This is a genomic window from Superficieibacter sp. 1612_C1 (assembly GCF_015234305.1).
Lineage (GTDB): Bacteria > Pseudomonadota > Gammaproteobacteria > Enterobacterales > Enterobacteriaceae > Superficieibacter.
This window is the reverse complement of record NZ_JADGMI010000004.1, coordinates 133,128-158,896: the sequence shown is the minus strand read 5'-3', so window position 1 is coordinate 158,896 and position 25,769 is coordinate 133,128. Positions and strand designations below refer to the sequence as shown.

The window sequence follows — 25,769 nt, the reverse complement described above, 5'->3', positions numbered from 1 at the left end:
GTTAGACTATTTGTAGACCCGTGCAAGCGCAGCGCCGCCGGGCAACGTGGCACGGAGGCAAGATTAGGATGTCATGACTTCCCCGGGCAGAGCGGCACAAAAAACTACCTTGAAATGGCATCACTTGCTGCTGGCATTCAGCGCAGGCGTGCCACCTGATGTGCCAGCGTTGTCAGCGCCTCGGCCAGCGCCTGAGGGGTTGGTGAGGAATTGCCAGGCGTGGCGGTCGTTTTACGTTCCACCAGTGTTACCGGCAGCATCTGCGAAGCATAGTCTTCATCGCCCCCGGAGATTAATGACATCAGGCGGGTGACGCTCGCCCGGCCCAGCATTTTGAAATCCTGCTTAATCGTCGTCAGCGGCGGAATAAAACAGGCGCTGTCTTCGGTGTCGTCATAGCCAATAACCGACATTTGCCCGGGCACCTTCAGGCCCGCCTCCGAGAACGCCCGCAGCGCGCCGAGCGCCATTTGATCGTTAGCCACCAGAATGGCCCCAGGCGTGGTCTTCCCCTGAAGCAAACGCAGGGTTTGTTCATATCCGGACAGCGAACTCCAGTCGCCGTGCAGCACGGCGGTAGCGCGGAGTTGATGATGAGCGAGCTGCTGCTGCCAGCCTTCAAAACGCAGGCGTGCCGACACCGACGCTAGCGGCCCGGTCAATAAAGCAATCTCCCGATGCCCCAGGTTGACCAGATGATCGACGCCGAGTCGTGCGCCCTCAAACGGATCGAAAATAATATGATGCGCCGGGAGATCGGGGGAAACATCGAGGAACAGCATCGGTACGCCGCCACACGCGGATTGCACCGCCTGCGCGTCCTCATTTTCCAGCGGGATATTAACGATCAGGCCATCGACCCGTTGGGAAAGCAGGCTATTTATGGCGGCTTTGCACGCCTCCAGCCCCGGTTTTTCAACCATCGAAATCACGACATTGAACTGCTGCTCACCCGCCCGGGATTTGATGGCCGCCGCAATTTGTGAAGGGGCATGAAGAGAGAGGTTGGTGGTGGCAAGACCAATCGTTTGACTCTGCTTGCCCGCCAGCTGCTGCGCGACCCGATTGGGCACGTAGTTTAGCGTCTGCATCGCCTCCTCAACCTTAAGCCGGGTTTTCTGCGAGACGTGGCTGGCCTGATTAATCACCCGCGAAACCGTCTGATAGGAGACACCGGCAGCGTCGGCTACATCGTACAGCGTCACAGATTTGGGTTTCATACCGGGTTTCCTCAGGGCGGACATTACGGACCGGGCTATTTTACACATATTCCGCTTCTGCGCCGGATAATCAACGTGCCATCCCTCGCGAAAATGCATTAAGGTTAATGGTATTCGACGTCAAAAAAGGATATGACCATGACTCTGGAGTGTGCATTTATCGGTTTCGGCAAGAGTACCACCCGTTACCATCTTCCCTATGTGCTGAACCGCAAAGACAGCTGGCACGTGGCCCATATCTTTCGCCGCCATGCGAAGCCGGAAGAGCAGCAGCCGCACTATTCGCATATTCACTTCACCAGCGATCTGGATGAGGTACTGAACGATGAAAAGGTCAAACTGGTGATTGTCTGTACCCATGCAGACAGCCACTTCGACTACGCGAAACGCGCGCTGGAAGCGGGTAAAAATGTGCTGGTGGAAAAACCGTTCACCCCCACCATGGCCGAGGCAAAAACGCTATTTGAACTGGCGAAAAGCAAAGGGCTGACGGTGACGCCGTACCAGAACCGTCGTTTTGATTCCTGCTTCCTGACCGCTAAAAAAGTGATTGAGAGCGGTAAGCTTGGCGACATCGTGGAGTTTGAAAGCCATTTTGACTACTACCGCCCGGTAGCGGAAACCAAACCCGGCCTGCCGCAGGACGGCATGTTTTACGGGCTCGGCGTGCATACGCTGGATCAGGTTATCTCGCTGTTTGGTCGCCCTGACCATGTCGCCTATGACATCCGCAGCCTGCGCAATAAAGAGAATCCGGACGATACCTTCGAAGCGCAGCTCTTTTATGGCGACCTAAAGGCGATTGTGAAAACCAGCCATCTGGTCAAAATCGATTATCCGAAATTTATCGTCCACGGCACCAAAGGCTCGTTTATTAAATATGGCATCGACCAGCAGGAGACCAGCCTGAAAGCCAACGTGATGCCGGGCGAGCCGGGTTTTGCCGCTGACGAGAGTATTGGTCAACTGGAGTATATCAACGACGAAGGTTTAACCGTGCGTGAAGAAGTTACGCCGGAAATCGGCGACTATGGCCGGGTCTATGATGCACTGTATGCCACCATCACCACCGGCGCGGCGAATTACGTCAAAGAATCTGAGGTAATGACCAATCTCGAAATCCTTGAACGCGGATTCGAGCAGGCGTCACCCGCCACTGTCACCCTCGTCTGATAAAGTAGATTGGCTCCTCAATTGTTCATAATTTTTGAACAGAGGAGTCAATTTTCACCCTCTATGATCCCGTCTGCTTTCGGTCCAGACTTACTCCATCGACAGCATACGGGAGTAAAAAAATGATCTACTTACGCAACGCCAGCGACCGCGGACATGCTAATCACGGCTGGCTGGATTCCTGGCATACCTTCTCGTTTGCCAACTATTACGATGCTAACTTTATGGGTTTCTCGGCGCTGCGCGTCATCAACGATGACGTCATTGACCCGGGACAGGGATTTGGTACGCATCCGCATAAAGATATGGAAATCCTGACCTACGTGCTCGAAGGCGCGGTAGAGCATCAGGACAGCATGGGGAATAAAGAGCAGGTTCCCGCGGGCGAATTCCAGATCATGAGTGCCGGAACCGGCGTGCGGCATTCGGAGTACAACCCGAGTGACACCGAACGTCTGCATCTGTACCAGTTCTGGATTATGCCGGAAAAAAACGGCATCGCGCCGCGCTATGAGCAGCGCCGCTTTGACGCCGCACAGGGTAAACAGCTGGTGCTTTCGCCGGATGCGCGTGACGGATCGCTAAAAGTGAATCAGGATATGGAACTCTACCGCTGGGCGCTGGCGAAAGACGAGCAGTCGGTGCATCAGATTGCCGCCAACCGCCGCGTCTGGATCCAGGTGGTGAAAGGCGACGTGACCATCAACGGTACCAAAGCCACCACCGCGGACGGACTGGCAATCTGGGATGAACAGGCCATCTCCATTCATGCGAACAGCGGCAGTGAAATTTTGCTGTTTGATTTGCCACCGGTATAAATAATTTGCTCAACCTTTCCTGATGGCAGGAAAGGTTGAGCGTCGTCCGTGGTAAACTGAGGAAATGTTTCCCTCTTTATCTCTTTGCGGACGATGAAAAAGAAAAGACCCGTACTTCAGGATGTGGCCGATCGCGTCGGCGTGACCAAAATGACGGTCAGCCGGTTTTTACGTAACCCGGAGCAGGTCTCCGTTGCGCTGCGTGGCAAGATTGCCGCCGTCCTTGACGAACTGGGTTACATTCCCAACCGCGCCCCCGATATTCTTTCCAATGCAACCAGCCGCGCGATAGGCGTGCTGCTTCCCTCATTAACCAACCAGGTCTTTGCTGAAGTGCTGCGTGGTATCGAAAGCGTGACCGACGCGTACGGCTATCAGACCATGCTGGCGCACTACGGTTATAAACCCGAAATGGAGCAGGAAAGGCTGGAGTCGATGCTCTCGTGGAACATCGACGGGCTGATCCTCACCGAACGCACCCACACGCCCCGCACCCTGAAGATGATCGAAGTCGCCGGTATTCCGGTGGTGGAACTGATGGACAGCCAGTCACCGTGTCTGGATATTGCCGTCGGTTTCGACAACTTTGAGGCTGCCCGCCAGATGACCGCCGCGATCATCGCCCGTGGTCACCGTCATGTCGCCTATCTCGGCGCACGTCTCGATGAACGTACTATCATCAAACAGAAGGGCTATGAGCAGGCGATGCTGGATGTCGGACTGACGCCTTACAGCGTGATGGTTGAGCAGTCCTCCTCCTATTCATCGGGCATTGAGCTAATGCGCCAGGCGCGTCGCGAGTATCCGCAGCTGGACGGGATCTTCTGTACCAACGACGACCTCGCGGTCGGTGCCGCATTCGAGTGTCAGCGGCTGGGGCTGAAAATCCCCGACGATATCGCGATTGCCGGTTTTCACGGCCACGATATCGGTCAGGTGATGGAGCCGAGGCTTGCCAGCGTGCTGACGCCGCGCGAGCGGATGGGACGCATCGGCGCTGAACGTCTGCTGGCCCGCATCCGGGGCGAGGTCGTGACGCCGAAAATGTTAGATTTAGGTTTCACATTGTCACCAGGTGGATCTATTTAGTCTGACAAATTTGACGTAGCTCACACTTATTCACTTCTACGACCAATGGTTATTGCTTCTGTAGGTGTGCGACCGGACAATGTTACCGATAACTGTTACCCGTAACAAACCTTTAAAACAATCAGCTAATCAATTCTGGTGGGAGGGCGCTTTGAGCACGACGAATCACGATCACCACATTTATGTCCTGATGGGCGTCTCCGGCAGCGGTAAATCTGCGGTTGCCAGCGAAGTAGCACATCAAATACACGCTGCTTTCCTGGATGGCGATTTTCTCCATCCGCGCAGCAACATTAACAAAATGGCCTCCGGCGAGCCGCTGAACGACGATGACCGCAAGCCGTGGCTACAGGCGCTGAATGACGCCGCCTTTGCCATGCAGCGCACCAACAAAGTGTCGTTGATCGTCTGCTCGGCGCTGAAAAAGCACTATCGTGACCAGCTACGTGAAGGCAACCCGAATCTCTCTTTCATCTATTTGAAAGGCGATTTCGAGGTGATCGAAAGCCGCCTGAAAGCACGTAAAGGTCATTTCTTTAAGACACAGATGCTGGTGACCCAGTTTGAAACCCTTCAGGAGCCAGGTGCGGATGAGGGTGATGTGCTGGTCGTGGATATTGATCAGCCGCTGGATGGCGTCGTCGCCAGCACGATTGAGGTAATCAACAAAGGCAGTAATCAGTGAGTACATTAACGCTTGTTTTAACAGCAGTCGGCTCGGTGTTGCTGCTGCTGTTTTTAGTGATGAAGGCGCGTATGCATGCCTTCGTCGCTTTGATGGTGGTTTCTATTGGTGCAGGTCTCTTTTCCGGTATGCCGCTCGACAAAATTGCCGCGACCATGGAAAAAGGGATGGGAGGCACGCTGGGATTTCTGGCGATTGTGGTCGCGCTGGGCGCGATGTTCGGTAAGATCCTGCATGAAACAGGGGCGGTCGATCAGATCGCCGTCAAAATGCTTAAATCGTTCGGCCACAGTCGCGCACACTATGCGATTGGTCTGGCAGGGCTGATTTGTGCACTGCCGCTGTTCTTTGAAGTGGCAATCGTCCTGCTTATCAGCGTGGCGTTTTCCATGGCGCGCCACACGAATACCAACCTGGTAAAACTGGTGATCCCGCTGTTTGCCGGGGTCGCTGCTGCGGCGGCCTTCCTGCTGCCGGGGCCTGCGCCGATGCTGCTGGCTTCCCAGATGCACGCCGACTTTGGCTGGATGATCCTCATTGGCCTGTGCGCGGCCATTCCCGGCATGATCATCGCCGGTCCGCTGTGGGGCAACTTTATCAGCCGCTATGTGGAGCTGCATGTACCTGCTGATATTACCGAGCCGCATCTGGGCGAAGGCAAAATGCCGTCATTTGGTTTTAGCCTTTCACTTATTTTGCTGCCGCTGGTGCTGGTCGGCCTGAAAACTATCGCCGCGCGTTTTGTTGCCGAAGGTTCCACGGCGTATGAATGGTTCGAGTTTATCGGCCATCCGTTCACCGCGATTCTGGTGGCGTGTCTGGTGGCGATTTACGGCCTGGCGATGCGTCAGGGTATGGCGAAAGATCGGGTGATGGAAATCTGCGGCCACGCGCTGCAACCGGCGGGCATTATTCTGCTGGTGATTGGTGCCGGTGGCGTGTTCAAACAGGTGCTGGTGGATTCCGGCGTCGGCCCGGCGCTGGGTGAAGCCCTGACCGGGATGGGCCTGCCGATCGCTATCACCTGCTTTGTGCTGGCGGCGGCGGTGCGTATTATCCAGGGATCTGCCACGGTGGCCTGCTTAACGGCGGTCGGCCTGGTGATGCCGGTGATTGAACAGCTGCACTACAGCGGCGCGCAGATGGCAGCCCTGTCTATCTGCATCGCGGGCGGTTCAATTGTGGTCAGCCACGTTAACGACGCCGGTTTCTGGCTGTTCGGCAAATTTACCGGCGCGACCGAAGCGCAAACGCTGAAGACCTGGACGATGATGGAAACCATCCTCGGCACCGTCGGGGCGATTGTCGGGGCGATTGCGTTTAGTTTGTTGAGTTAAGAAAGAGGCCCGGTCGCGCAGTTTATGTGCGTACCGGGCTAAATCTCAGGATTTGCTTTTTTGCCGCGATATATATTTTACTAAATAAGGCGCTAACGTTTCGGCAAATTCCTTAATATTCTTCGACTGCACCAGCAGTTTGCCTCTGCCGGAAAATTCGTTGACCACGCCTTCGCCGGTTTTAAAACCAAAAATGCCGGACGCCATTTTAATATTATACGAAAGTGTATTTTCCCAGGCGACGACGTGGAGGTTATCCACGACCAGCGTATCGTTACCATCCAGTTCCAGTTCGACGATTTCGCCAAAACCGCTTACCAGCAGCGAGCCTGTCCCGGCGGTTTCCATCACGAACAGTCCTCCGGTGCCGCCGAAAAGCGCGCGGCCAATAGACTGGCTTTTCATGCTGTAAGTGACGCCACCGTCGCAGGCCAGGAAGGCACCATCGTTCAGCCGCCAGGTGCTTGCACCGACTTCCAGCGCCTTGATATTGCCAATGCTGCCGGAGGAGATTGCCAGCAGTCCGTCATTAGCGGTGCCGGTGGCGGTAGTGACAAAAAAGCTTTCGCCGCTGACGACCGATCTGGCAGCCGCTTTAATGATCCCGCCTAACATCCCTGAGCCGTTCTGGTTCATATGGCCTTCAAGTTTCACTTTGCCATTATGAAAAACCATCGAACCGCGTTCAATACGGACCTGTTCGCCCATGCCGAGAGAAATTAATACCAGCGGGCAAGAGCCGTCGCTTGAGAGTTCGTATTTCATGAGTTAACTCCGTTGTTGGATACATGCATTCCATTACTGAACAGATGCGCCTGATACAGTGTCTTTGTAACCCTGTAGGGACAGATAATATCGTTCTCTGTATCGGCAAGAATAAATTTTGTCCGATAAGTCCGATAGCAGACAGTGGCGCGTCTTTATACGTTTTAAAGATCGATTGCGACCCGGCCTTGCGGGGTATTAAGCCAGCGCGGCGCTTTCAGAGTATCGGCAAAATAAATAACTAAATCCTGTAATAGCGCCTCGGCGGTATTTTCCATCTGTGCAGAAAGCGATCCGCCGAGCAGAAGCTGGGTTAAAAACTGGCAGTAGTCGGCTAACTGATCGGCATCCGGTTCGAAAGCGGGATGCCGGGTGGGTAAGGTATCAACCGTCAGGCCCGGCTGTAGATGGAGCGGAACAGGTTCAAAAAGCGTGGGTTGCAATAGCGCCAGGCAGGCAGATAAGCGACCGTAGAGAGCCATTTTATGCGCGGGATCGCTACAGGCACCCAGTTCGTCGGCAAAGCACTGGCAGTGATCCGCCAGCTCGGTAAAGTCAGTGGTGTGGTTAAAAGGGGTTGTGATCAGAGATGATGAAAGTGTTTTAGCCATTATTACAGCCTCCGGTGAGTGTTATAACCACCACAGAAGGGACCAACCTTGCTGGTGGTGGACTGAACGGCGTTGGTCCTACCGGCCTCATCGGATACCGGCGCACCTTACGGTGCCACCGCCCAGCCCACCATTGGGGTGTAGCCGGTCGCGCGACAAAAAACGTTTGTCGCGGATGAGAAACACGGGGGACCAATCCCGACGCCTGATTTTGCAGGCGCGGCAGGAAGATACCGCGTTGCCGGAACGGTGACAAGAGGGCTTTTCTGAAGCAGGCTCGCAGAAATGAAAAGCCATTTTTGCAGGTATTACATACAGGATGAAAGGTAAAAAGCTGCCAGTCCATCTCCTCGCTGATGCCCCGGACATTTTATCCGGCACTAATATGACGCGTTCGTCATCATTCTCTACACTCAGCAGATACTTTTTCAGCGTCAGTCACACGGTTACGGTCTGATTCACTCGTTCGTCGGCGTGCCCTGATGAAAGATCATTTGCCAGCATCCTTCCGCTGACATCACCCAGCATGATGAGCGGAGCGCGGGGTGGGGGCCGAGGGTTCGGTAAATCAGCGTGGCACAGCCGTGACCCGTTATCAGAAGCTGAAAATCCGAGGCCCGCAACGCAGGTGCAGTGCTTTCCTCACTAAGAGCGTCAAGGGTCTCATCGCGAGTGACCAGGACACCAGAGCGCGTGATTTCGGTAAAGTGGGGATGCAGGATTGCCTCAAGCCAGGTCCGGTCATGGCGCTGCGAATGGTGGAGGCTGCATTCCAGATGCGTCAGTAACGTAAGCAGCACGTCCTCGCCCGTTTCCCTGCCCAAAGGGGCAGAATGGTGGATAACCTCTACTACTGAATCCAGTTGGATCGCCGGATAGTGCTCTCTCATGCCTTCCAGCAATACGCTGTCAGGCCATTCATCGGACTTGCCGAGATACTCAGCTACCGCTGTAAGCGGCATAGCCACAACGGCAGTGACCCAGACATTCACCATGTCGTGCGGATCGTCGGCGTTGATATAGCACAGCGGTCCAGGTGAAATCGCACGCTCCCGCCAGCGTATAGTGTGACGTTTGTGGCCTGCCCGGACCTCGGGCAGCAGGCGAGGCACAATCGGCAGCGTTTGCATTAGCCTTTCATCCACATCCGGATGCCGTCGAGGAACATCTGCGTGGCAAGCATCACCAGCACCAGCCCCATCAGACGCTCCAGCGCGTTAACGCCTTTCTCACCCAGCAGACGCAGGAACAGCGACGATTGCAGCAGGATCACAAAGGTTCCGCCCCACGCAAGCAGCAGCGCAATCACCAGGTGGCTCATCTGATTTGGATACTGGTGCGAGAGCAGCATCAGCGTTGCCAGCAACGTCGGGCCGGCCACCAGCGGGATCGCCAGCGGTACGATAAACGGCTCTTCACCGGCGGGCAGCCCGGTACTGTTGCCCGAGGCGCTGGGAAAAATCATTTTGATGGCGATCAGGAACAGAATAATCCCGCCGGAGATAGAGACCGTTTCCGCGCGCAAATTAAGGAAGGCGAGAATTTTTTCGCCCGCGAACAGAAAAATCAGCATCAGCAGCAGGGCGATAAACAGCTCGCGGATCATGATCGCCCGCCGACGTTTCGGTTCCGTATGCTTCAGGACCGACATAAAAATCGGTAAATTTCCCAGCGGATCCATAATCAGGATCAACAAAACGGCGGCTGAAATAATGTCATTCATTAACTAATTTCCCTGATAATCAGTGTGTATTTATTATTCGTTTTTACAACGACAGCGGGCGTGATAAGTCGCTCTTCTGATGGCCCGGCCATCATTGATTAATTTCACTTGCGACTTTGGCTGCTTTTTGTATGGTGAAGGATATAACACCAGGTGACTGGCTTGCACAACAGCACACATCTTCGCAGGAAAAACGCTATGAAAAATGTTGGTTTTATTGGTTGGCGCGGTATGGTCGGCTCCGTACTCATGCAACGCATGGTTGAAGAGCGCGATTTCGACGCCATTCGCCCCGTCTTCTTTTCTACTTCCCAACTGGGACAGGCCGCACCGACGTTCGGCGGCACCCAGACAGGCGCGCTTCAGGATGCCTTCGATCTTGAAGCGCTGAAGGCGCTCGACATTATTGTCACCTGTCAGGGCGGCGATTATACCAATGAAATCTATCCAAAGCTTCGTGAAAGCGGCTGGCAGGGCTACTGGATTGATGCGGCCTCGTCGCTGCGCATGAAAGATGAGGCGATCATTATCCTCGATCCGGTCAACCAGGACGTGATCACCCACGGGCTTAACAACGGCGTGAAAACCTTTGTCGGCGGTAACTGTACCGTCAGTCTGATGCTGATGTCCCTTGGCGGCCTGTTTGCTAACGATCTGGTGGACTGGGTCTCCGTGGCGACCTATCAGGCAGCCTCCGGCGGCGGCGCGCGTCACATGCGCGAACTGCTGGCACAGATGGGGCAGCTTTATAATCATGTCGCCGACGAGCTGGCGAATCCGGCGTCTGCCATTCTTGATATTGAACGCAAAGTCACCACCCTGACCCGCAATGGCGATCTGCCGGTCGATAACTTCGGCGTGCCGCTGGCGGGCAGCCTGATCCCGTGGATCGACAAACAGCTGGATAACGGCCAGAGCCGCGAAGAGTGGAAAGGCCAGGCGGAAACCAACAAGATCCTCGGCACCACCACGACCATTCCGGTAGACGGCCTGTGTGTACGCGTCGGCGCGCTGCGCTGCCATAGCCAGGCCTTCACCATCAAGCTGAAAAAAGACGTTTCAATCCCGACCATTGAAGAACTGCTGGCGGCGCACAATCCGTGGGCGAAAGTCATTCCTAACGACCGTGAGCTTTCCATGCGTGAACTGACCCCGGCTGCCGTGACCGGCACACTGACTACGCCGGTTGGCCGCTTGCGTAAACTGAATATGGGGCCAGACTATTTGTCGGCCTTTACCGTTGGTGACCAGCTATTGTGGGGGGCAGCGGAGCCGCTCCGCCGCATTCTCCGCCAACTGGCATAATGACGTAGCATAAACAACGGGGTGTAATAACACCCCCTTTTTTTGCGCTAAACAAGGAGTAACGCAATGTTTCATTTTTTTTCGGGAGAGCAATAAGGCGTTGGCTATGCTTAAGCAAGGTGCTTATACACTTTGGCTGAAGGTTGAACGGCGGAGATGGACGCAGATTATGCAGCCCCGTTCAGGTCAAAAAATGTCGCAACCGGGTGTCTATACTCAACATACTTTGGCTCCCCACGTATGACGATTGTGCATACCGCAGGAATGAAGCGACACATATAAAACAGGATGAGATCCATGTCGAATCATGTAGACAGAGACGTGATTAACGCGCTAATTGCCGGGCACTTTGCGGATCCTTTTTCCGTACTGGGCATGCATCGAACCGATGCCGGGCTGGAAGTCCGGGCCTTGTTACCCGACGCCACTGAGGTCTGGGTCATTGAGCCTAAAACAGGCCGCAAGGTAGGTAAACTCGAATGCCTGGATTCACGAGGCTTCTTTAGCGGCATTCTGCCGCGCCGCAAAAACGCTTTTCGCTATCAGCTTGCCGTGATCTGGCACGGCCAGCAAAATCTGATTGACGATCCTTACCGTTTTGGCCCTCTGCTTCAGGAGCTGGATGCCTGGCTGCTGTCGGAAGGTACGCACCTGCGCCCCTATGAGACGCTTGGCGCACATGGCGATACGATGGACGGCGTGACCGGTACGCGCTTTGCCGTCTGGGCACCGAATGCCCAGCGCGTCTCCGTGGTTGGCCAGTTTAATTTCTGGGACGGCCGCCGCCACCCGATGCGCCTGCGCAAAGAGAGCGGCGTCTGGGAGCTATTTATTCCCGGTGCGCACAATGGTCAACTCTACAAATATGAAATCATCGACACACACGGACAGATGCGGATTAAGGCCGACCCGTATGCCTTTGAAGCCCAGATGCGTCCGGAAACCGCCTCGCTGATCTGCGGCCTGCCGGAAAAAGTGGTGCAGAGCGACGAGCGTAAAAAAGCCAATCAGTTTGATGCGCCAATTTCTATCTATGAAGTGCATCTCGGTTCCTGGCGTCGCCATACCGACGATAACTTCTGGCTGAGCTATCGTGAACTGGCGGACCAGCTGGTGCCTTACGCCAAATGGATGGGGTTCACCCATCTGGAACTGTTGCCGGTGAATGAACATCCTTTTGACGGCAGCTGGGGCTATCAGCCCACGGGTCTTTATGCACCGACGCGTCGTTTCGGCACCCGCGATGACTTCCGCTATTTTATCGACGCCGCGCACGCTGCCGGACTGAACGTGATCCTCGACTGGGTGCCCGGCCACTTCCCGGCGGACGATTTCGGGCTGGCCGAATTTGACGGTACCGATCTCTATGAGCACAGCGATCCGCGCGAAGGTTATCATCAGGACTGGAATACGCTGATCTACAACTATGGTCGCCGTGAAGTACGCAACTATCTGGTAGGTAACGCGCTGTACTGGATCGAGCGTTTCGGCATTGATGCCTTGCGTGTGGACGCCGTGGCCTCGATGATTTATCGCGACTACAGCCGCAAGCAGGGCGAATGGATCCCGAACGAATTCGGCGGGCGTGAAAACCTCGAAGCCATTGAGTTTTTACGTACCACCAACCGTATTTTAGGCGAGCAGGTGCCCGGTGCGGTCAGCATGGCGGAGGAGTCGACCGATTTCGCGGGCGTTTCTCGTCCCTCAGATACCGGCGGCCTCGGTTTCTGGTACAAGTGGAACCTGGGCTGGATGCACGACACCCTCGACTACATGAAACTCGACCCGGTCTATCGTCAGCATCATCACGATAAGCTGACCTTCGGCATGCTCTATAACTACACCGAAAACTTCGTGCTGCCGCTGTCGCATGATGAAGTCGTGCACGGTAAAAAATCGATCCTCGACCGGATGCCGGGCGACGCGTGGCAGAAATTCGCCAGCCTGCGCGCTTACTACGGCTGGATGTGGGCCTTCCCCGGTAAAAAACTGCTGTTTATGGGTAATGAGTTCGCCCAGGGACGCGAGTGGAACCATGACGTCAGCCTCGACTGGCATCTGCTGGGAGGGGAAGACAACTGGCACCACGGCGTTCAACGGCTGGTTCGCGATCTCAACCAGACCTACCGTCATCACAAAGCGCTGCACGAGCTGGACTTCGATCCGTATGGCTTTGAGTGGCTGGTGGTGGACGATAAAGCGCGCTCGGTGCTGATTTTTGTCCGTCGCGACCAGCAGGGCAACGAAATCATCGTCGCCAGCAACTTTACCCCGGTTCCGCGCCATGATTACCGCTTCGGCGTTAACCAGCCAGGTAAATGGCGTGAAGTGCTGAACACCGATTCCATGCACTATCATGGCAGCAACGCAGGTAACGGTGGTGCGGTTCAGAGTGACGAAATCGAAAGCCACGGGCGACCGAATTCCCTGAGTTTGACCCTGCCACCGCTCTCGACGATCTGGCTGGTCCGGGAGGCGGAATGAGTAAACTGGCACCGGGAAAACCTGAACCGCTCGGCGCAAGCTTTGACGGCAATGGGGTGAACTTTACGCTGTTCTCGGTTCATGCCGAACGGGTTGAACTGTGTGTATTTGATGAGGCAGGTTTTGAGCAGCGTTACGATCTGCCTGCGCGCAGCGGCGACGTCTGGCACGGTTATCTTCCTGATGCCCGTCCCGGTTTACGCTACGGCTATCGCGTGTACGGGTCGTGGGAACCCGCGCAGGGGCATCGCTTTAATCCGGCGAAGCTGCTGCTCGATCCCTGCGCGCATCTGGTCGACGGGCATCCAAAAGACGACCCGCTGTTTCACGGCGGCTACGACACGCCGGATCACCATGACAGCGCCCCCATCGCGCCTAAGAGCGTGGTGGTTGACCTGGGCTATGAGTGGGGCGACGACGCGCGACCGCACACGCCGTGGGGCAATACCGTTATCTATGAAGCCCACGTTAAAGGGCTGACGTATCTGCATCCGGAGATCCCGCCGGAAATGCGCGGCACCTACAAGGCGCTGGCGCATCCGGTGATGCTCGACTATTTCAAATCGCTGGGCATTACCGCGCTGGAACTGCTTCCGGTGGCCCACTTTAGCAGCGAGCCGCGCCTGCAACGTCTGGGGTTGAGCAACTACTGGGGCTATAACCCGCTGGCGATGTTTGCAGTCGATCCGCGCTACGCCAGCGAACCGGCAAAAGCGCTGAACGAGTTTCGCGATGCGGTAAAGGCGCTGCACAAGGCCGGAATTGAAGTCATTCTGGACATCGTGCTTAACCACAGTGCGGAGATCGATCTTGATGGTCCTACCTTCTCGCTGCGCGGAATTGATAACCGTAGCTATTATTGGATCAGAGAGGATGGCGACTACGAAAACTGGACCGGCTGCGGCAATACGCTCAACCTCAGCTCGCCGGGCACAGTGGAGTATGCGCACCAGTGTCTGCGGTTCTGGGTTGACGTGTGCCATGTCGACGGGTTTCGTTTCGACCTTGCTTCCGTCATGGGCCGCACTCCTGAATTCCGTCAGGATGCGCCGCTGTTTGAAGCGATAAAAAACGACCCGCAATTAGCCTCGTTAAAGCTGATTGCGGAGCCGTGGGATATAGGTCATGGAGGATACCAGGTCGGGAATTTTCCGCCGCTGTTTGCGGAATGGAACGACCATTTTCGCGATGCCGTACGCCGCTTCTGGCTCCATCAGGATCTGACGCCCGGCGAGTTCGCCAGTCGTTTTGCCGCCTCAAGCGATGTCTTCCGGAACAATGGTCGCCTGCCGTCAGCGACCGTGAATCTGGTGACCGCGCATGACGGCTTCACTGTGCGCGACTGCGTTTGCTTCAATGAGAAGCATAACGAAGCAAACGGTGAAGAAAATCGCGATGGCACTAACAAAAATTACAGCAATAATCATGGTATAGAAGGACTAGACGGCATTCTTGATGTTATTGAGCGTCGACGGGCCAGCGTCCATGCTCTGTTGACCTCGTTATTGCTTGCTCAGGGTACGCCAATGCTGCTCGCCGGGGATGAACACGGCCACAGTCAGCATGGCAATAACAACGCGTATTGCCAGGACAACACCCTGACCTGGCTTGACTGGTCTCAGGCAAATAAAGGACTGATGACATTTACTGCGGCGTTAATCCACCTGCGTCAGCGCATCCCGGCACTTACCCGCGATAGCTGGTGGCAGGAGGGAGACGGAAACGTGCATTGGTTAAACGCGCAGGCGCAGCCGTTAAGCGTCAGCGAGTGGCAGGGCGGTACCCGGCAGATGCAAATTCTGCTCTCAGACCGCTGGCTCATTACCCTCAATGCCACGCAGAACGTTGTGGATATGGTTTTACCTGATGGGGAATGGCACGCCATTCCTCCGTTTGCCGGAAAGGATAATCCGGTTGTCATGGCTATCTGGCACGGGCCCGCGCATGGAGTGTGCGTTTTTGAAAGGTCATAAAAAAGGAGTTCGACATGGTTAGGCTTGAAAATGATAATTTGCTGATGCTGTCGCGCCAGTTGCCAATGAAGTCTGTTGCCCTGATTCTGGCAGGAGGGCGCGGAACGCGCCTGAAAGATTTGACGGTCACGCGGGCAAAACCCGCGGTCCACTTTGGCGGCAAGTTCCGTATTATTGATTTTGCATTATCAAACTGCCTTAACTCCGGCATTCGCCGGATTGGTGTGATCACTCAGTATCAATCACATACGCTGGTACAGCACATCCAGCGCGGCTGGTCATTCTTCAGCGAAGAGATGAATGAATTCGTCGATTTGCTGCCTGCGCAGCAGCGTGTACACGGTGAAAACTGGTATCGCGGCACCGCCGATGCGGTCACGCAGAACCTGGATGTTATTCGCCGCTACAAAGCAGAGTACGTGGTGATCCTCGCGGGCGATCATATCTACAAGCAGGATTACTCGCGGATGTTGATCGACCACGTGAAGAAAGGCGCGCGTTGCACCGTGGCCTGCCTGCCGGTGCCTAAGGCAGAGGCGACGGCGTTTGGCGTAATGCACGTTGACGAAGATGACAAAATCATCGATTTCGTTGAAAAACCGGCTAACCCGCCAACCATGCCTAACGACGACACCAAATCGCTCGCCAGTATGGGGATTTATGTTTTTAACGCTGACTACCTCTATGAGCTGCTGGAGCAGGACGATCTCGACGAAAACTCCAGCCACGATTTCGGCAAAGACATTATTCCGCAGATCACCAAAGCAGGGATGGCCTATGCGCATCCTTTCCCGCTCTCCTGCGTACAGTCAGACCCAGAAGCTGAACCCTACTGGCGCGATGTCGGTACGCTCGAAGCTTACTGGAAGGCTAACCTTGATCTGGCGTCAGTCACGCCAGAACTGGATATGTACGATCAGGACTGGCCGATCCGCACGCACATGGAATCGTTGCCGCCGGCAAAATTCGTCCAGGATCGCTCCGGTAGCCACGGCATGACGCTCAACTCGCTGGTATCAGGCGGCTGTATCATCTCGGGTTCGGTAGTTGTGCAGTCTGTGCTATTCCCGCGTGTCCGGGTGAATTCGTTCTGCAACATTGACTCATCCGTGCTATTACCGGATGTATGGGTGGGACGTTCCTGTCGTTTGCGTCGTTGCGTAATCGACCGCGCTTGTGTGATCCCGGAAGGCCTGGTGATCGGTGAAAACGCCGAAGAAGATGCGCGTCGTTTCTACCGTTCGGAAGAAGGGATCGTGCTGGTCACACGAGACATGTTGAATAAACTGAAAATCTAGAAACTCAAATAATAACCTTGCGCGGAAGGGGTCCGCGCGCTGTTTTACTGCAAGCGCCAGAGTGCCTTGTGGTGGTGACAGGAGCGATAATGCAGGTTTTACATGTATGTTCTGAGATGTTCCCGCTGTTAAAAACCGGCGGCCTGGCAGACGTGATTGGTGCGTTACCCGCAGCACAAAAAGCGGAAGGTATTGATGCACGCGTACTGCTTCCTGCGTTTCCTGATATTCGCCGGGGCATCCCTGATGCACAAGTGGTGACGCGGCGTGACACGTTTGCCGGACCTATCACGCTGCTGTTTGGGCACTACAATGATGTGGGCGTCTACCTGATAGATGCTCCGCACTTGTATGACCGCCCGGGTAGCCCTTATCACGACACTAACTTGTATGCCTACACCGACAACGTGGTGCGCTTTGCGCTGCTCGGCTGGGTAGGGTGCGAAATGGCCTGCGGCCTGGACCCGTTCTGGCGTCCGGACGTGGTGCACGCGCACGACTGGCACGCGGGACTGGCTCCGGCCTATCTTGCGGCTCGTGGCCATCCGGCAAAATCCATTTTCACCGTGCATAACCTGGCGTACCAGGGGCTGTTTTATGCCCATCATATGAATGACATCCAACTGCCATGGTCGTTCTATAACATGCACGGGCTGGAGTTCGAAGGGCAAATCTCGTTCCTGAAAGCGGGCCTGTTTTATGCCGATCATATTACCGCTGTCAGCCCGACCTATGCCCTCGAAATCACTCAGCCACAGTTTGCCTATGGCATGGAAGGTCTGCTTCGCCAGCGACAAATGGAAGGCCGTCTGACCGGCATCCTTAACGGCGTGGATGAAAAGATCTGGAGTCCGGAAACCGACTTACTGCTTAATTCCCGCTACGGTCGCGATACACTGGAAAGCAAGGCAGAAAACAAACGCCAGCTGCAAATTGCCATGGGCCTGAAAGTGGATGACAAAATTCCGCTGTTTGCGGTGGTGAGCCGTCTGACCAGCCAGAAAGGACTGGATTTAGTGCTTGAGGCACTGCCGGGGCTGCTGGAACAGGGCGGACAACTGGCGCTTTTAGGCGCGGGCGATCCGGTGCTTCAGGAGGGATTCCTGGCCGCCGCCGCTGAACATTCCGGGCAGGTCGGTGTACAGATTGGCTATCACGAAGCCTTCTCGCATCGCATTATGGGTGGCGCAGATGTCATTCTGGTCCCCAGCCGTTTTGAACCGTGCGGCCTGACTCAGCTTTATGGATTGAAATACGGCACGCTGCCGCTGGTACGCCGCACTGGCGGGCTTGCCGATACCGTTGCCGATAGTTCCCTGGAGAATCTGGCGGATGGAGTCGCCAGTGGCTTTGTATTTGAAGACAGCAATGCCTGGTCCCTGTTACGGGCGATCCGGCGCGCTTTTGTGTTGTGGTCGCGTCCGTCGCTCTGGCGCTATGTACAGCGTCAGGCGATGCACATGGACTTTAGCTGGCACGTTGCCGCACAGGCCTATCGCGATCTCTATCAACGTTTGATGTAACAACAGGAATCATGTTGATGAATGCACCTTTTACTTATGCCTCCCCCACGCACAGCATTGAGGCATTGAAGCATTCCATTGCTTACAAGTTGATGTTCACCATAGGGAAAGATCCAGCGATCGCCAATAAGCATGAGTGGCTTAACGCCACTCTGTTTGCGGTACGCGACCGTCTGGTAGAGCGTTGGTTACGATCGAATCGGGCGCAACTCTCTCAGGAGACGCGTCAGGTTTACTATCTTTCAATGGAGTTTTTAATTGGGCGAACGCTCTCTAACGCGCTGTTATCGCTGGGCGTCTATGACGACGTGAACAATGCGCTGGATGAGATGGGGCTTAACCTTGAAGAGCTGATTGACGAAGAGAATGACCCTGGGTTAGGCAACGGTGGCCTCGGACGTCTGGCAGCCTGCTTCCTTGACTCGCTGGCCACGCTGGGCCTGCCGGGCCGGGGCTACGGCATTCGTTACGACTACGGCATGTTCAAACAGAACATCGTCGATGGTCGGCAGAAAGAGTCGCCGGACTACTGGCTGGAATACGGCAACCCGTGGGAATTCAAACGCCATAACACGCGCTATAAAGTGCGTTTTGGCGGGCGTATTCAACAGGAGGGGAAAAAAAGCCGCTGGATAGAGACCGAGGAGATCCTCGCGGTCGCGTACGATCAGATCATCCCCGGTTACGACACCGATGCCACGAACACATTGCGTCTGTGGAACGCGCAGGCCAGTAGCGAAATCAACCTCGGTAAATTTAACCAGGGCGATTACTTCGCGGCGGTGGAGGATAAAAACCACTCTGAGAACGTATCGCGCGTTCTGTACCCGGATGACTCCACCTATTCCGGGCGCGAACTGCGCCTGCGTCAGGAGTATTTCCTTGTTTCCGCCACTATCCAGGACATTTTAAGCCGCCACTATCAGCTGCATAAAACCTATGCCAATCTGGCGGAAAAAACCGCGATTCACCTTAATGATACTCACCCGGTATTGTCGATTCCCGAGTTGATGCGCCTGCTGATCGACGAGCACAAATTTAGCTGGGACGAAGCATTTGAGATGACCTGCCAGATCTTCTCTTATACCAACCATACGTTAATGAGTGAAGCGCTGGAAACCTGGCCTGTAGACATGCTCGGTAAAATTTTGCCGCGCCATCTGCAAATCATCTTTGAAATCAACGATTACTTCCTGAAAACGGTTCAGGAGCAGTATCCGCAAGATACCGGTCTGCTGAGCCGCGTTTCGATTATTGATGAGTCGAACGGTCGCCGCGTGCGCATGGCCTGGCTGGCGGTGGTAGCGAGCCATAAGGTCAACGGCGTATCGGAACTGCACTCCAACCTGATGGTCCAGTCGCTGTTTGCCGACTTTGCGACGATCTTCCCGACCCGCTTTACCAACGTAACGAACGGCGTCACGCCGCGTCGCTGGCTGGCGCTGGCGAACCCGTCGCTCTCCGGCGTGCTGGATGAGAACATTGGCCGTACCTGGCGCACCGATCTCAGCCAGCTTAGCGAACTCGAACAGCATATTGATTACCCGCTGGTCAATCAGGCGGTACATCAGGCGAAGCTGGAGAATAAAAAACGCCTGGCGGTGTTGATTGCCCAACAGCTTAATGTGGTGGTCAATCCACACGCGTTGTTTGATGTGCAGATCAAGCGTATTCACGAGTACAAGCGTCAGCTGATGAATGTACTGCACGTGATTACCCGCTATAACCGCATTAAAGACGATTCGTCGGCGGAGTGGGTGCCACGCGTCAATATCTTCGCCGGTAAAGCCGCCTCGGCCTACTATATGGCGAAGCATATTATCCACTTGATCAATGATGTCGCGAAGGTGATCAACAACGATCCACAAATCGGCGACAAGCTGAAAGTGGTGTTTATACCTAACTACAGCGTCAGCCTGGCACAGGTGATCATTCCGGCGGCAGATCTTTCCGAACAGATCTCGCTGGCGGGCACCGAGGCTTCCGGCACCAGTAATATGAAATTTGCCCTGAACGGTGCGCTGACCATCGGCACGCTGGACGGTGCAAACGTCGAGATGCTGGAGCACGTTGGCGCGGAAAACATCTTTATTTTCGGTAATACCGCAGAAGAGGTCGAAGAACTGCGTCGGCAGGGCTATAAACCGCGCGACTATTACGAAGAAGATGACGAACTGCGTCAGGTGTTGACCCAAATCGCTACCGGCGTATTCAGCCCCGAAGAGCCTGGCCGCTACCGCGATCTGGTCGACTCGCTGATCAACTTCGGCGACCACTATCAGGTGCTGGCGGACTACCGTAGCTATGTGGACTGTCAGGACAAGGTGGATACCCTTTACCGTCAGCCGGAAGAGTGGACCAATAAAGCGATGCGCAACATTGCCAACATGGGCTACTTCTCTTCTGACAGGACAATTCAGGAGTATGCGGATCAGATCTGGGGGATTACCCCGGTCAGGTTGTAAGGCTGTTATGCCGGGTGACGGCTTCGCCTTACCCGGCCTACGGGGTGCAGGATATCGACGTCTGTAAGACCTCACAGGCCCGGTAAGCGCAGCGCCACCGGGCACGGGTTGTACCCGGCCCACGGAATGCAGGATATCGGCGTTTGTAAGGTTTTCGTAGGCCCGGTAAGCGCAGCACCACCGGGCAAATTTACGCAAGTTCTCACCCAATCGGGGCCGTCTGGCTCCGATTTTTTACCTGTAATTCAGAAAAGTGCCCGACCTGTTTATTTTATAATATAGCCCTCTGAAAGGACTCAGCAGGAATAACATGGAAAAGTTAAAACCCATCGCATTATCGCTATGCCTCGCATTTTTTGGCGTCCCTGTACTGACGCACGTTGTTGCGTTTATCGTTGGCTGTATCGCAGCGTTTCTGGCGCTAATCATTGACGGCACTGATGCACCTGCATTTATGTATTACTTTGCTAATTCCCTGACGTTTATTCTCGGGGGCATCGCCATGTTCATCGTCGGTCAAAAATGGGATCGCAACGGTAGCCCCCCGTGGCGACAATGCCTGCTCCTGCTGCCCGCCCTTATTGCGCTAAGCCTGTGGATCATCGCCATGGAACAGGGGGCGCTGAGTTTTAGCAGCAAACCGGTTATGCGGTTATTCTGGGAATTATTGCCCTGGTTCTTGCTGAATATTACCTGGGTACTTTCCGGCTGGTTCTGGGGGATCATCGTGGTTTCGGCCGGTTCACAGATCCTGTTTGCCCTCGGGTACATCTGGCAGCAGCGAAAAAATCCTCTAACTGCCACAGAGCGGCTGTGCCGAAATACCCTGTTGGTTCTTCTGATTCTGGCAACAGGCTATGCAGTATGGCAGGGAAAATTACACGCCGATAAATACCCTGGCCAGAACCCGGAAAAAAGCGTTGCGGAAGCCATTGATACTCGTGATTTTCATCCTCAGGTAGCCAGCAGCGCGCTGGTTAAGTTACAGGGCGAACCCACTTTGCGATTCACTGAGCACTGGCCGCGTCTGGATGGTGCGACGGCGGCATACCCACTTTATGCCTCCGCGTTTTACGCGCTCAATATATTTCCGTCAGAAATGGAAGATTTTGAAATCGAAAGCAACTTTCTGGATAACTCCCGCACGCCACAGGCGTATGAAAACCTTATCGCCGACAGAGCGGATATTATCTTTGTCGCCCAGCCCTCGGCATCGCAGAAAAAACGTGCGCAGGACGCCGGGGTTAAACTCGCTTACACGCCTTTTGCCCGCGAGGCTTTCGTTATCATCGCCAATCAAAAAAATCCGGTAAATTCGTTAACCGAACAGCAGGTGCGCGACATATTTAGCGGAAAAGTGCGTCGTTGGGATGAGGTTGGCGGCGATCACAATAACTTTCAGATCTGGCAGCGCCCGGAAGACTCAGGTAGCCAGACCGTCATGCTGGCAAAAGTCATGAAAGACACGCCGATGCTCCCCGCCAGGGAAACGGAAATCGCTAGCGCAATGGAGGGTGTGATCCATAAAGTTGCTGAGTATCAGAATAACCTGCCCGCGATTGGATATACCTTCCGCTACTACGCCACGCAGATGAATGCGAACAAAGGGATTAAGTTGCTGGACATCAACGGTATCGCGCCAACGGTAGAAAACATTCGCAACGGCAGTTATCCGTATACGGTGGATGTGTATATGGTCACCCGCGAACATCCGACGGCAGAAACGCAAAAATTAGTAGACTGGTTTTTAAGTCCGCAAGGACAGCGCCTGGCGCAGGATGTGGGGTATGTACCGCTGTATAGAAGTAACGATATTGCCTCTACTCAATAAAGCGCCGCAGGTTCGCAAAAGGAGTCACTCATGCCGCCGTACATAAAATTGACCGTTGAGCTGGCAGGGACAGACCCGACCAGCAGCGTGGACATGACTATTGCGCTCGTCACCGTGGATCGCTGGCAGGAGGGTATTATTCCGGCGTCAATTAACGCCGCGTTTGACCGTGCGTACGTTTTTGCTGGAACTGGTGGACTGAAAGCGTTGCGCCGCTGGGATGTGCATATGCTCGTTGGGCTGTACGCCCGTGGTATAAATCCGGCGTTCTTTCTGGATGAAGTGACGATCCATCGTTTTAGCCAGTGCAGGTCGACACTGGATTTTGACCCTTATATCCACGAGATGCCCGCTGGTGACAGTGATACCACCGAAGAGAACGATTTTATCGTCAGGCTCTCGGCAGTGGAACCGTGGAGCCTACGGACAACTATCGCAACGCAACGCCCTGGAGAAAATAGCGGGTCCGATGATGTCTGTATTCGTCAGTTATTCATCAAAGCGCTTAACTATCATGGCGATAATAGTTTGCAGAAATTTCGTGAAAAGCAGCTAATGTTCACGCTAAACGCGCGTTATCATGAGGATGAAACTCAACTCGTTGAGGGATGCTACGCCAGCGACGAGGACTATATCCGCCCCGGGTTTCATTTGAACCGGGATGTTTTTATCCGCCTCCATGCCGCCAGGGCGCGTTTTCATTACTGCCCGTTCGGGACAGCACGGTGCCGGAACGTGGAGTATAAAACCTCACCTCATGGAGAAGAGAATGGTCACCATCTGCATTAACGAGGAAGACAGAACGAGACAGCTCGCTGACTGGACCCTACGTTATCACTCAGGCAGAAAGTGTATTGAACTCACCTGTCATTTTCATTCAGGCAAAGAATACAGCTATCCGTTTGACGTCTGTAACGTCGCCCCCACGGTACGAGCCAACGGCACGTTGTTAATCCAAAAGGGTCAGCCTGGCGTCAAAGTCATCGACCATGCGGAGATCGTCGGCAATAAATATGCGTTAATTCATTATCCGAATGGCAAACCGTGCGACGTTATGGCCGCCGGAGATGTGCAAATCATGCCAGCAACCACACTGAAAGATAACCCTATTTTCGGCTATTTCCGTCGCGTTGCCGAGCAAAGAGTGGCGAACGCCAGCCAGAGCCAACGGCATATCATGGAGAATGTCCTCCGACAGATGGATAACATCGTGGCGCATCCTGACACGGCACTTGAAGCTTACTGCTGTGGCAAAAATGCGTCCCGACGCAGGCCAGAACACCTGATCTACCCTTTTGGCCTGAATGAAAGTCAGATGAATGCCGTTGAGCAGGCGTTTAGCACGCAACTTTCCGTTATAGAAGGCCCGCCGGGAACCGGGAAAACCCAGACTATCCTCAATATCCTCGCCAATATTCTGCTGAACAACGGCAGCGTTGCTATCGTTTCCAATAACAATACTGCGGTAGCAAACGTCTATGAAAAGTTGGCGAAGGTTAATCTGGATTATGTCGTTGCCCGTTTAGGCAGTACGGATAATAAGTCGGCGTTTTTCGCTGACCAGCCCGCGATGCCGCAACATTCGCCGCTCGCCGCCCCTGATATCAGTACGGTTACGCAACAACTTATGCAGTTAAAAAGTACCCTGCGTGCGCAAAATGACATTGCCCGGCGGCGTGCCGAAATTGACGAACTGTGTATTGAAGAGAAATATCTCAATCAGTGGCTGCATAATCAGGGTATTCATTCTCTGCCTGACGTTGAACATTATCGATTTTTGCAGAATAAGATCACCGACTTTATGGCCTTTGTTCAGTCGCTGCCGACAGGAAGTTTTCGCTGGCGCGATCGACTGCCGCTATTGCTCAAATTCGGTATTGTGAACGCGCAACCGCTGAATAGCGCCAACAAGCGGCAGTTATTCTTTTTGGCCTTACAACGCTATTACTACGCTGTCCGCCTGCGTCTGGCTCGCGAGTCGCTGGCAGAGAGTGAGAGCATACTCAAAGAGCATAATGCGTTGGCCTTACAGCAAAAACTCACCCAGGATTCGATGGCCTGTTTACATGCACATCTCCGGCAATCGATCGTTTCGAACAGGCAGTTTAGCGGCGACAATTACCGGGGCGATTTCGGCGCATTTTTGCAGCGCTATCCGATCATCGGCAGCAGCACGCACTCCATTATCAACTCACTGGCTGGTGGCGTGCTGCTGGATTACGTCATTATTGATGAAGCCTCGCAGCAGGATATTGTGCCGGGGATCCTGGCGCTCGCCTGCGCCCGAAACGTGATTGTTGTAGGCGATCGCAAACAGCTTCCTCATGTACCGGATAAGCATTCTGTCCCCGCGCCTTCCCCGCATTATGATTGCGTCGACAAAAGCCTGCTGGATTCGCTGTTTTCTGTATATGGCAAGACATTGCCGGTGACATTGCTGAAAGAGCACTACCGCTGTCATCCCAAAATTATTCAGTTTTGCAATAAACAATTTTATGATAATCAACTCATTGCGATGACGCGCGATAACGGAGAACCTGCGCTGTCGCTGGTGGTAACTGCCAAAGGCAATCATGAGCGACACTACAGTAACTTACGCGAGCTGGAATCGTTAGACGTGGTGAACTGGGACGAAACGGGGAGCCGTGGTTTAATTGCGCCCTACAATGCGCAGGTAACGCTTTCTGGTCGCACGCTCGATCCTGGGATTATCAGCGCAACGGTGCATAAATTTCAGGGGCGCGAATGCGAAGAGATTGTCTTTTCCACGGTACTGGATAAAAAGGCTGATGCCAGAGCGATTAGCTTTGTCGACGATCCACGCCTCATCAATGTCGCCGTTTCCCGTGCGCAAAAACACTTCACGCTGGTGACCGGTGACAACGTTTTTACCGGCAATAATCAGCATATCGCTGCGCTGATCCGTTACATGACCTACTATGCAGATGATGAACAGATTCACCATAGCCCGGTGGTCAGCGCCTTTGATCTGCTCTATGACGAGTACGACCGTTCGCTGGAAAAGCTGAAAGCCCGGCTCAACGTGAATGACTCGCGCTTTCGCTCTGAACAGATCGCCGCACTACTGATTCGCGATACGCTCAAACAACCTACTTATCACTCTCTCACGGTACATTCTCAAATTTTGCTGCGGCAGTTGATTACGCATGTCGACGATCGTTTCACTGCTCGCCAACAAGAGTTTATGACACAGGGAGCGAGCTGTGATTTCGTTTTCTATTATCGGGTGGGTAAACAGCCCGTCGCGGTGATTGAGATCGATGGCGGCGCGCACGAGCGACCGGAGCAGCGTGAACGCGACGCGCTGAAAGAGGCCATCCTGCAAATATGCGGCATTGCGCTACTGCGCCTGCGTACCATCGACAGCCAGATTGAGGTGAAAATAGCGGCATTTTTAACGCAGGCTATGCAGGATAACCGCGTTGATGATGCGGGTAGGCAGTCATGA

General features: G+C 54.4%; 19 protein-coding genes. 14 read left to right on the top strand and 5 right to left on the bottom strand.

Features of this window, described 5'->3' with window-relative positions; genetic code table 11:
* Positions 1-137 precede the first annotated feature (137 nt).
* Positions 138-1,220 carry a LacI family DNA-binding transcriptional regulator gene (locus INT84_RS14820; protein ID WP_194207399.1) on the bottom strand — a complete coding sequence of 361 codons (1,083 nt, stop codon included), beginning with the start codon at positions 1,218-1,220 and terminating at the stop codon, positions 138-140.
* Between the two features lie 138 nt (positions 1,221-1,358).
* On the opposite strand from INT84_RS14820, the gene INT84_RS14815 reads away from it, so the two are divergent.
* The 5 genes from INT84_RS14815 (at position 1,359) to gntU (ending at position 6,322) form a co-directional block, all read left to right on the top strand.
* Positions 1,359-2,393, top strand: a complete 1,035-nt coding sequence (locus tag INT84_RS14815; protein WP_194207398.1) for an oxidoreductase — start codon at positions 1,359-1,361, stop codon at positions 2,391-2,393.
* 122 nt (positions 2,394-2,515) lie between these two features.
* Positions 2,516-3,211, top strand: a complete 696-nt coding sequence (locus tag INT84_RS14810; RefSeq protein ID WP_194207397.1) for a pirin family protein — start codon at positions 2,516-2,518, stop codon at positions 3,209-3,211.
* 93 nt (positions 3,212-3,304) lie between these two features.
* Positions 3,305-4,300 (top strand): gluconate operon transcriptional repressor GntR, encoded by a 996-nt coding sequence (gntR, locus tag INT84_RS14805; protein WP_176919417.1) that lies wholly within the window; start codon positions 3,305-3,307, stop codon positions 4,298-4,300.
* A 151-nt stretch (positions 4,301-4,451) separates the two neighbouring features.
* On the top strand, positions 4,452-4,985 hold the full coding sequence (gene gntK, locus INT84_RS14800; RefSeq protein ID WP_194207396.1) for a gluconokinase: 534 nt from the start codon (positions 4,452-4,454) through the stop codon (positions 4,983-4,985).
* Entirely contained in the window at positions 4,982-6,322 is a 1,341-nt protein-coding gene (gene gntU / locus INT84_RS14795) for a gluconate transporter (protein ID WP_176919415.1), read from the top strand. Before gntK ends, gntU begins: the two co-directional genes overlap by 4 nt.
* A 45-nt stretch (positions 6,323-6,367) precedes the next feature.
* On the opposite strand, the gene INT84_RS14790 is transcribed toward gntU, so the two are convergent.
* The 4 genes from INT84_RS14790 to yhgN form a co-directional block, all read right to left on the bottom strand.
* On the bottom strand, positions 6,368-7,087 hold the full coding sequence (locus INT84_RS14790) for a TIGR00266 family protein (protein WP_194207395.1): 720 nt from the start codon (positions 7,085-7,087) through the stop codon (positions 6,368-6,370).
* A 164-nt stretch (positions 7,088-7,251) separates the two neighbouring features.
* Positions 7,252-7,698, bottom strand: coding sequence for a hypothetical protein (locus INT84_RS14785; RefSeq protein ID WP_194207394.1), 447 nt, complete (start codon positions 7,696-7,698; stop codon positions 7,252-7,254).
* A 458-nt stretch (positions 7,699-8,156) separates the two neighbouring features.
* Positions 8,157-8,828, bottom strand: coding sequence for a DUF4440 domain-containing protein (locus INT84_RS14780; RefSeq protein WP_194207393.1), 672 nt, complete (start codon positions 8,826-8,828; stop codon positions 8,157-8,159).
* Positions 8,828-9,421 carry an NAAT family transporter YhgN gene (gene yhgN, locus INT84_RS14775; protein ID WP_194207392.1) on the bottom strand — a complete coding sequence of 198 codons (594 nt, stop codon included), beginning with the start codon at positions 9,419-9,421 and terminating at the stop codon, positions 8,828-8,830. The genes INT84_RS14780 and yhgN overlap by 1 nt, the downstream gene beginning before the upstream one ends.
* A gap of 198 nt (positions 9,422-9,619) precedes the next feature.
* On the opposite strand from yhgN, the gene asd reads away from it, so the two are divergent.
* The 9 genes from asd to INT84_RS14730 all read left to right on the top strand — a co-directional run bounded on the left by asd (position 9,620) and on the right by INT84_RS14730 (position 25,769).
* Positions 9,620-10,726, top strand: a complete 1,107-nt coding sequence (gene asd / locus INT84_RS14770) for an aspartate-semialdehyde dehydrogenase (protein WP_194207391.1) — start codon at positions 9,620-9,622, stop codon at positions 10,724-10,726.
* Between the two features lie 297 nt (positions 10,727-11,023).
* A complete protein-coding gene (gene glgB / locus INT84_RS14765; RefSeq protein ID WP_194207390.1) occupies positions 11,024-13,210 on the top strand; it encodes a 1,4-alpha-glucan branching enzyme in 2,187 nt (728 codons plus the stop codon).
* Positions 13,207-15,183 (top strand): glycogen debranching protein GlgX, encoded by a 1,977-nt coding sequence (gene glgX / locus INT84_RS14760; RefSeq protein WP_194207389.1) that lies wholly within the window; start codon positions 13,207-13,209, stop codon positions 15,181-15,183. The genes glgB and glgX overlap by 4 nt, the downstream gene beginning before the upstream one ends.
* A 14-nt stretch (positions 15,184-15,197) precedes the next feature.
* The gene (glgC, locus tag INT84_RS14755) at positions 15,198-16,481 is read left to right on the top strand and encodes a glucose-1-phosphate adenylyltransferase (protein ID WP_176919407.1); all 1,284 of its coding nucleotides are present in this window, start codon (positions 15,198-15,200) and stop codon (positions 16,479-16,481) included.
* 89 nt (positions 16,482-16,570) lie between these two features.
* Positions 16,571-18,004, top strand: a complete 1,434-nt coding sequence (gene glgA, locus INT84_RS14750) for a glycogen synthase GlgA (protein WP_194207388.1) — start codon at positions 16,571-16,573, stop codon at positions 18,002-18,004.
* A 17-nt stretch (positions 18,005-18,021) separates the two neighbouring features.
* A complete protein-coding gene (glgP, locus tag INT84_RS14745; RefSeq protein WP_194207387.1) occupies positions 18,022-20,469 on the top strand; it encodes a glycogen phosphorylase in 2,448 nt (815 codons plus the stop codon).
* 310 nt (positions 20,470-20,779) lie between these two features.
* On the top strand, positions 20,780-22,300 hold the full coding sequence (locus INT84_RS14740; RefSeq protein ID WP_194207386.1) for a PstS family phosphate ABC transporter substrate-binding protein: 1,521 nt from the start codon (positions 20,780-20,782) through the stop codon (positions 22,298-22,300).
* 30 nt (positions 22,301-22,330) lie between these two features.
* Entirely contained in the window at positions 22,331-23,089 is a 759-nt protein-coding gene (locus INT84_RS14735) for a hypothetical protein (protein ID WP_194207385.1), read from the top strand.
* Positions 23,070-25,769, top strand: coding sequence for an AAA domain-containing protein (locus INT84_RS14730; RefSeq protein ID WP_194207384.1), 2,700 nt, complete (start codon positions 23,070-23,072; stop codon positions 25,767-25,769). Before INT84_RS14735 ends, INT84_RS14730 begins: the two co-directional genes overlap by 20 nt.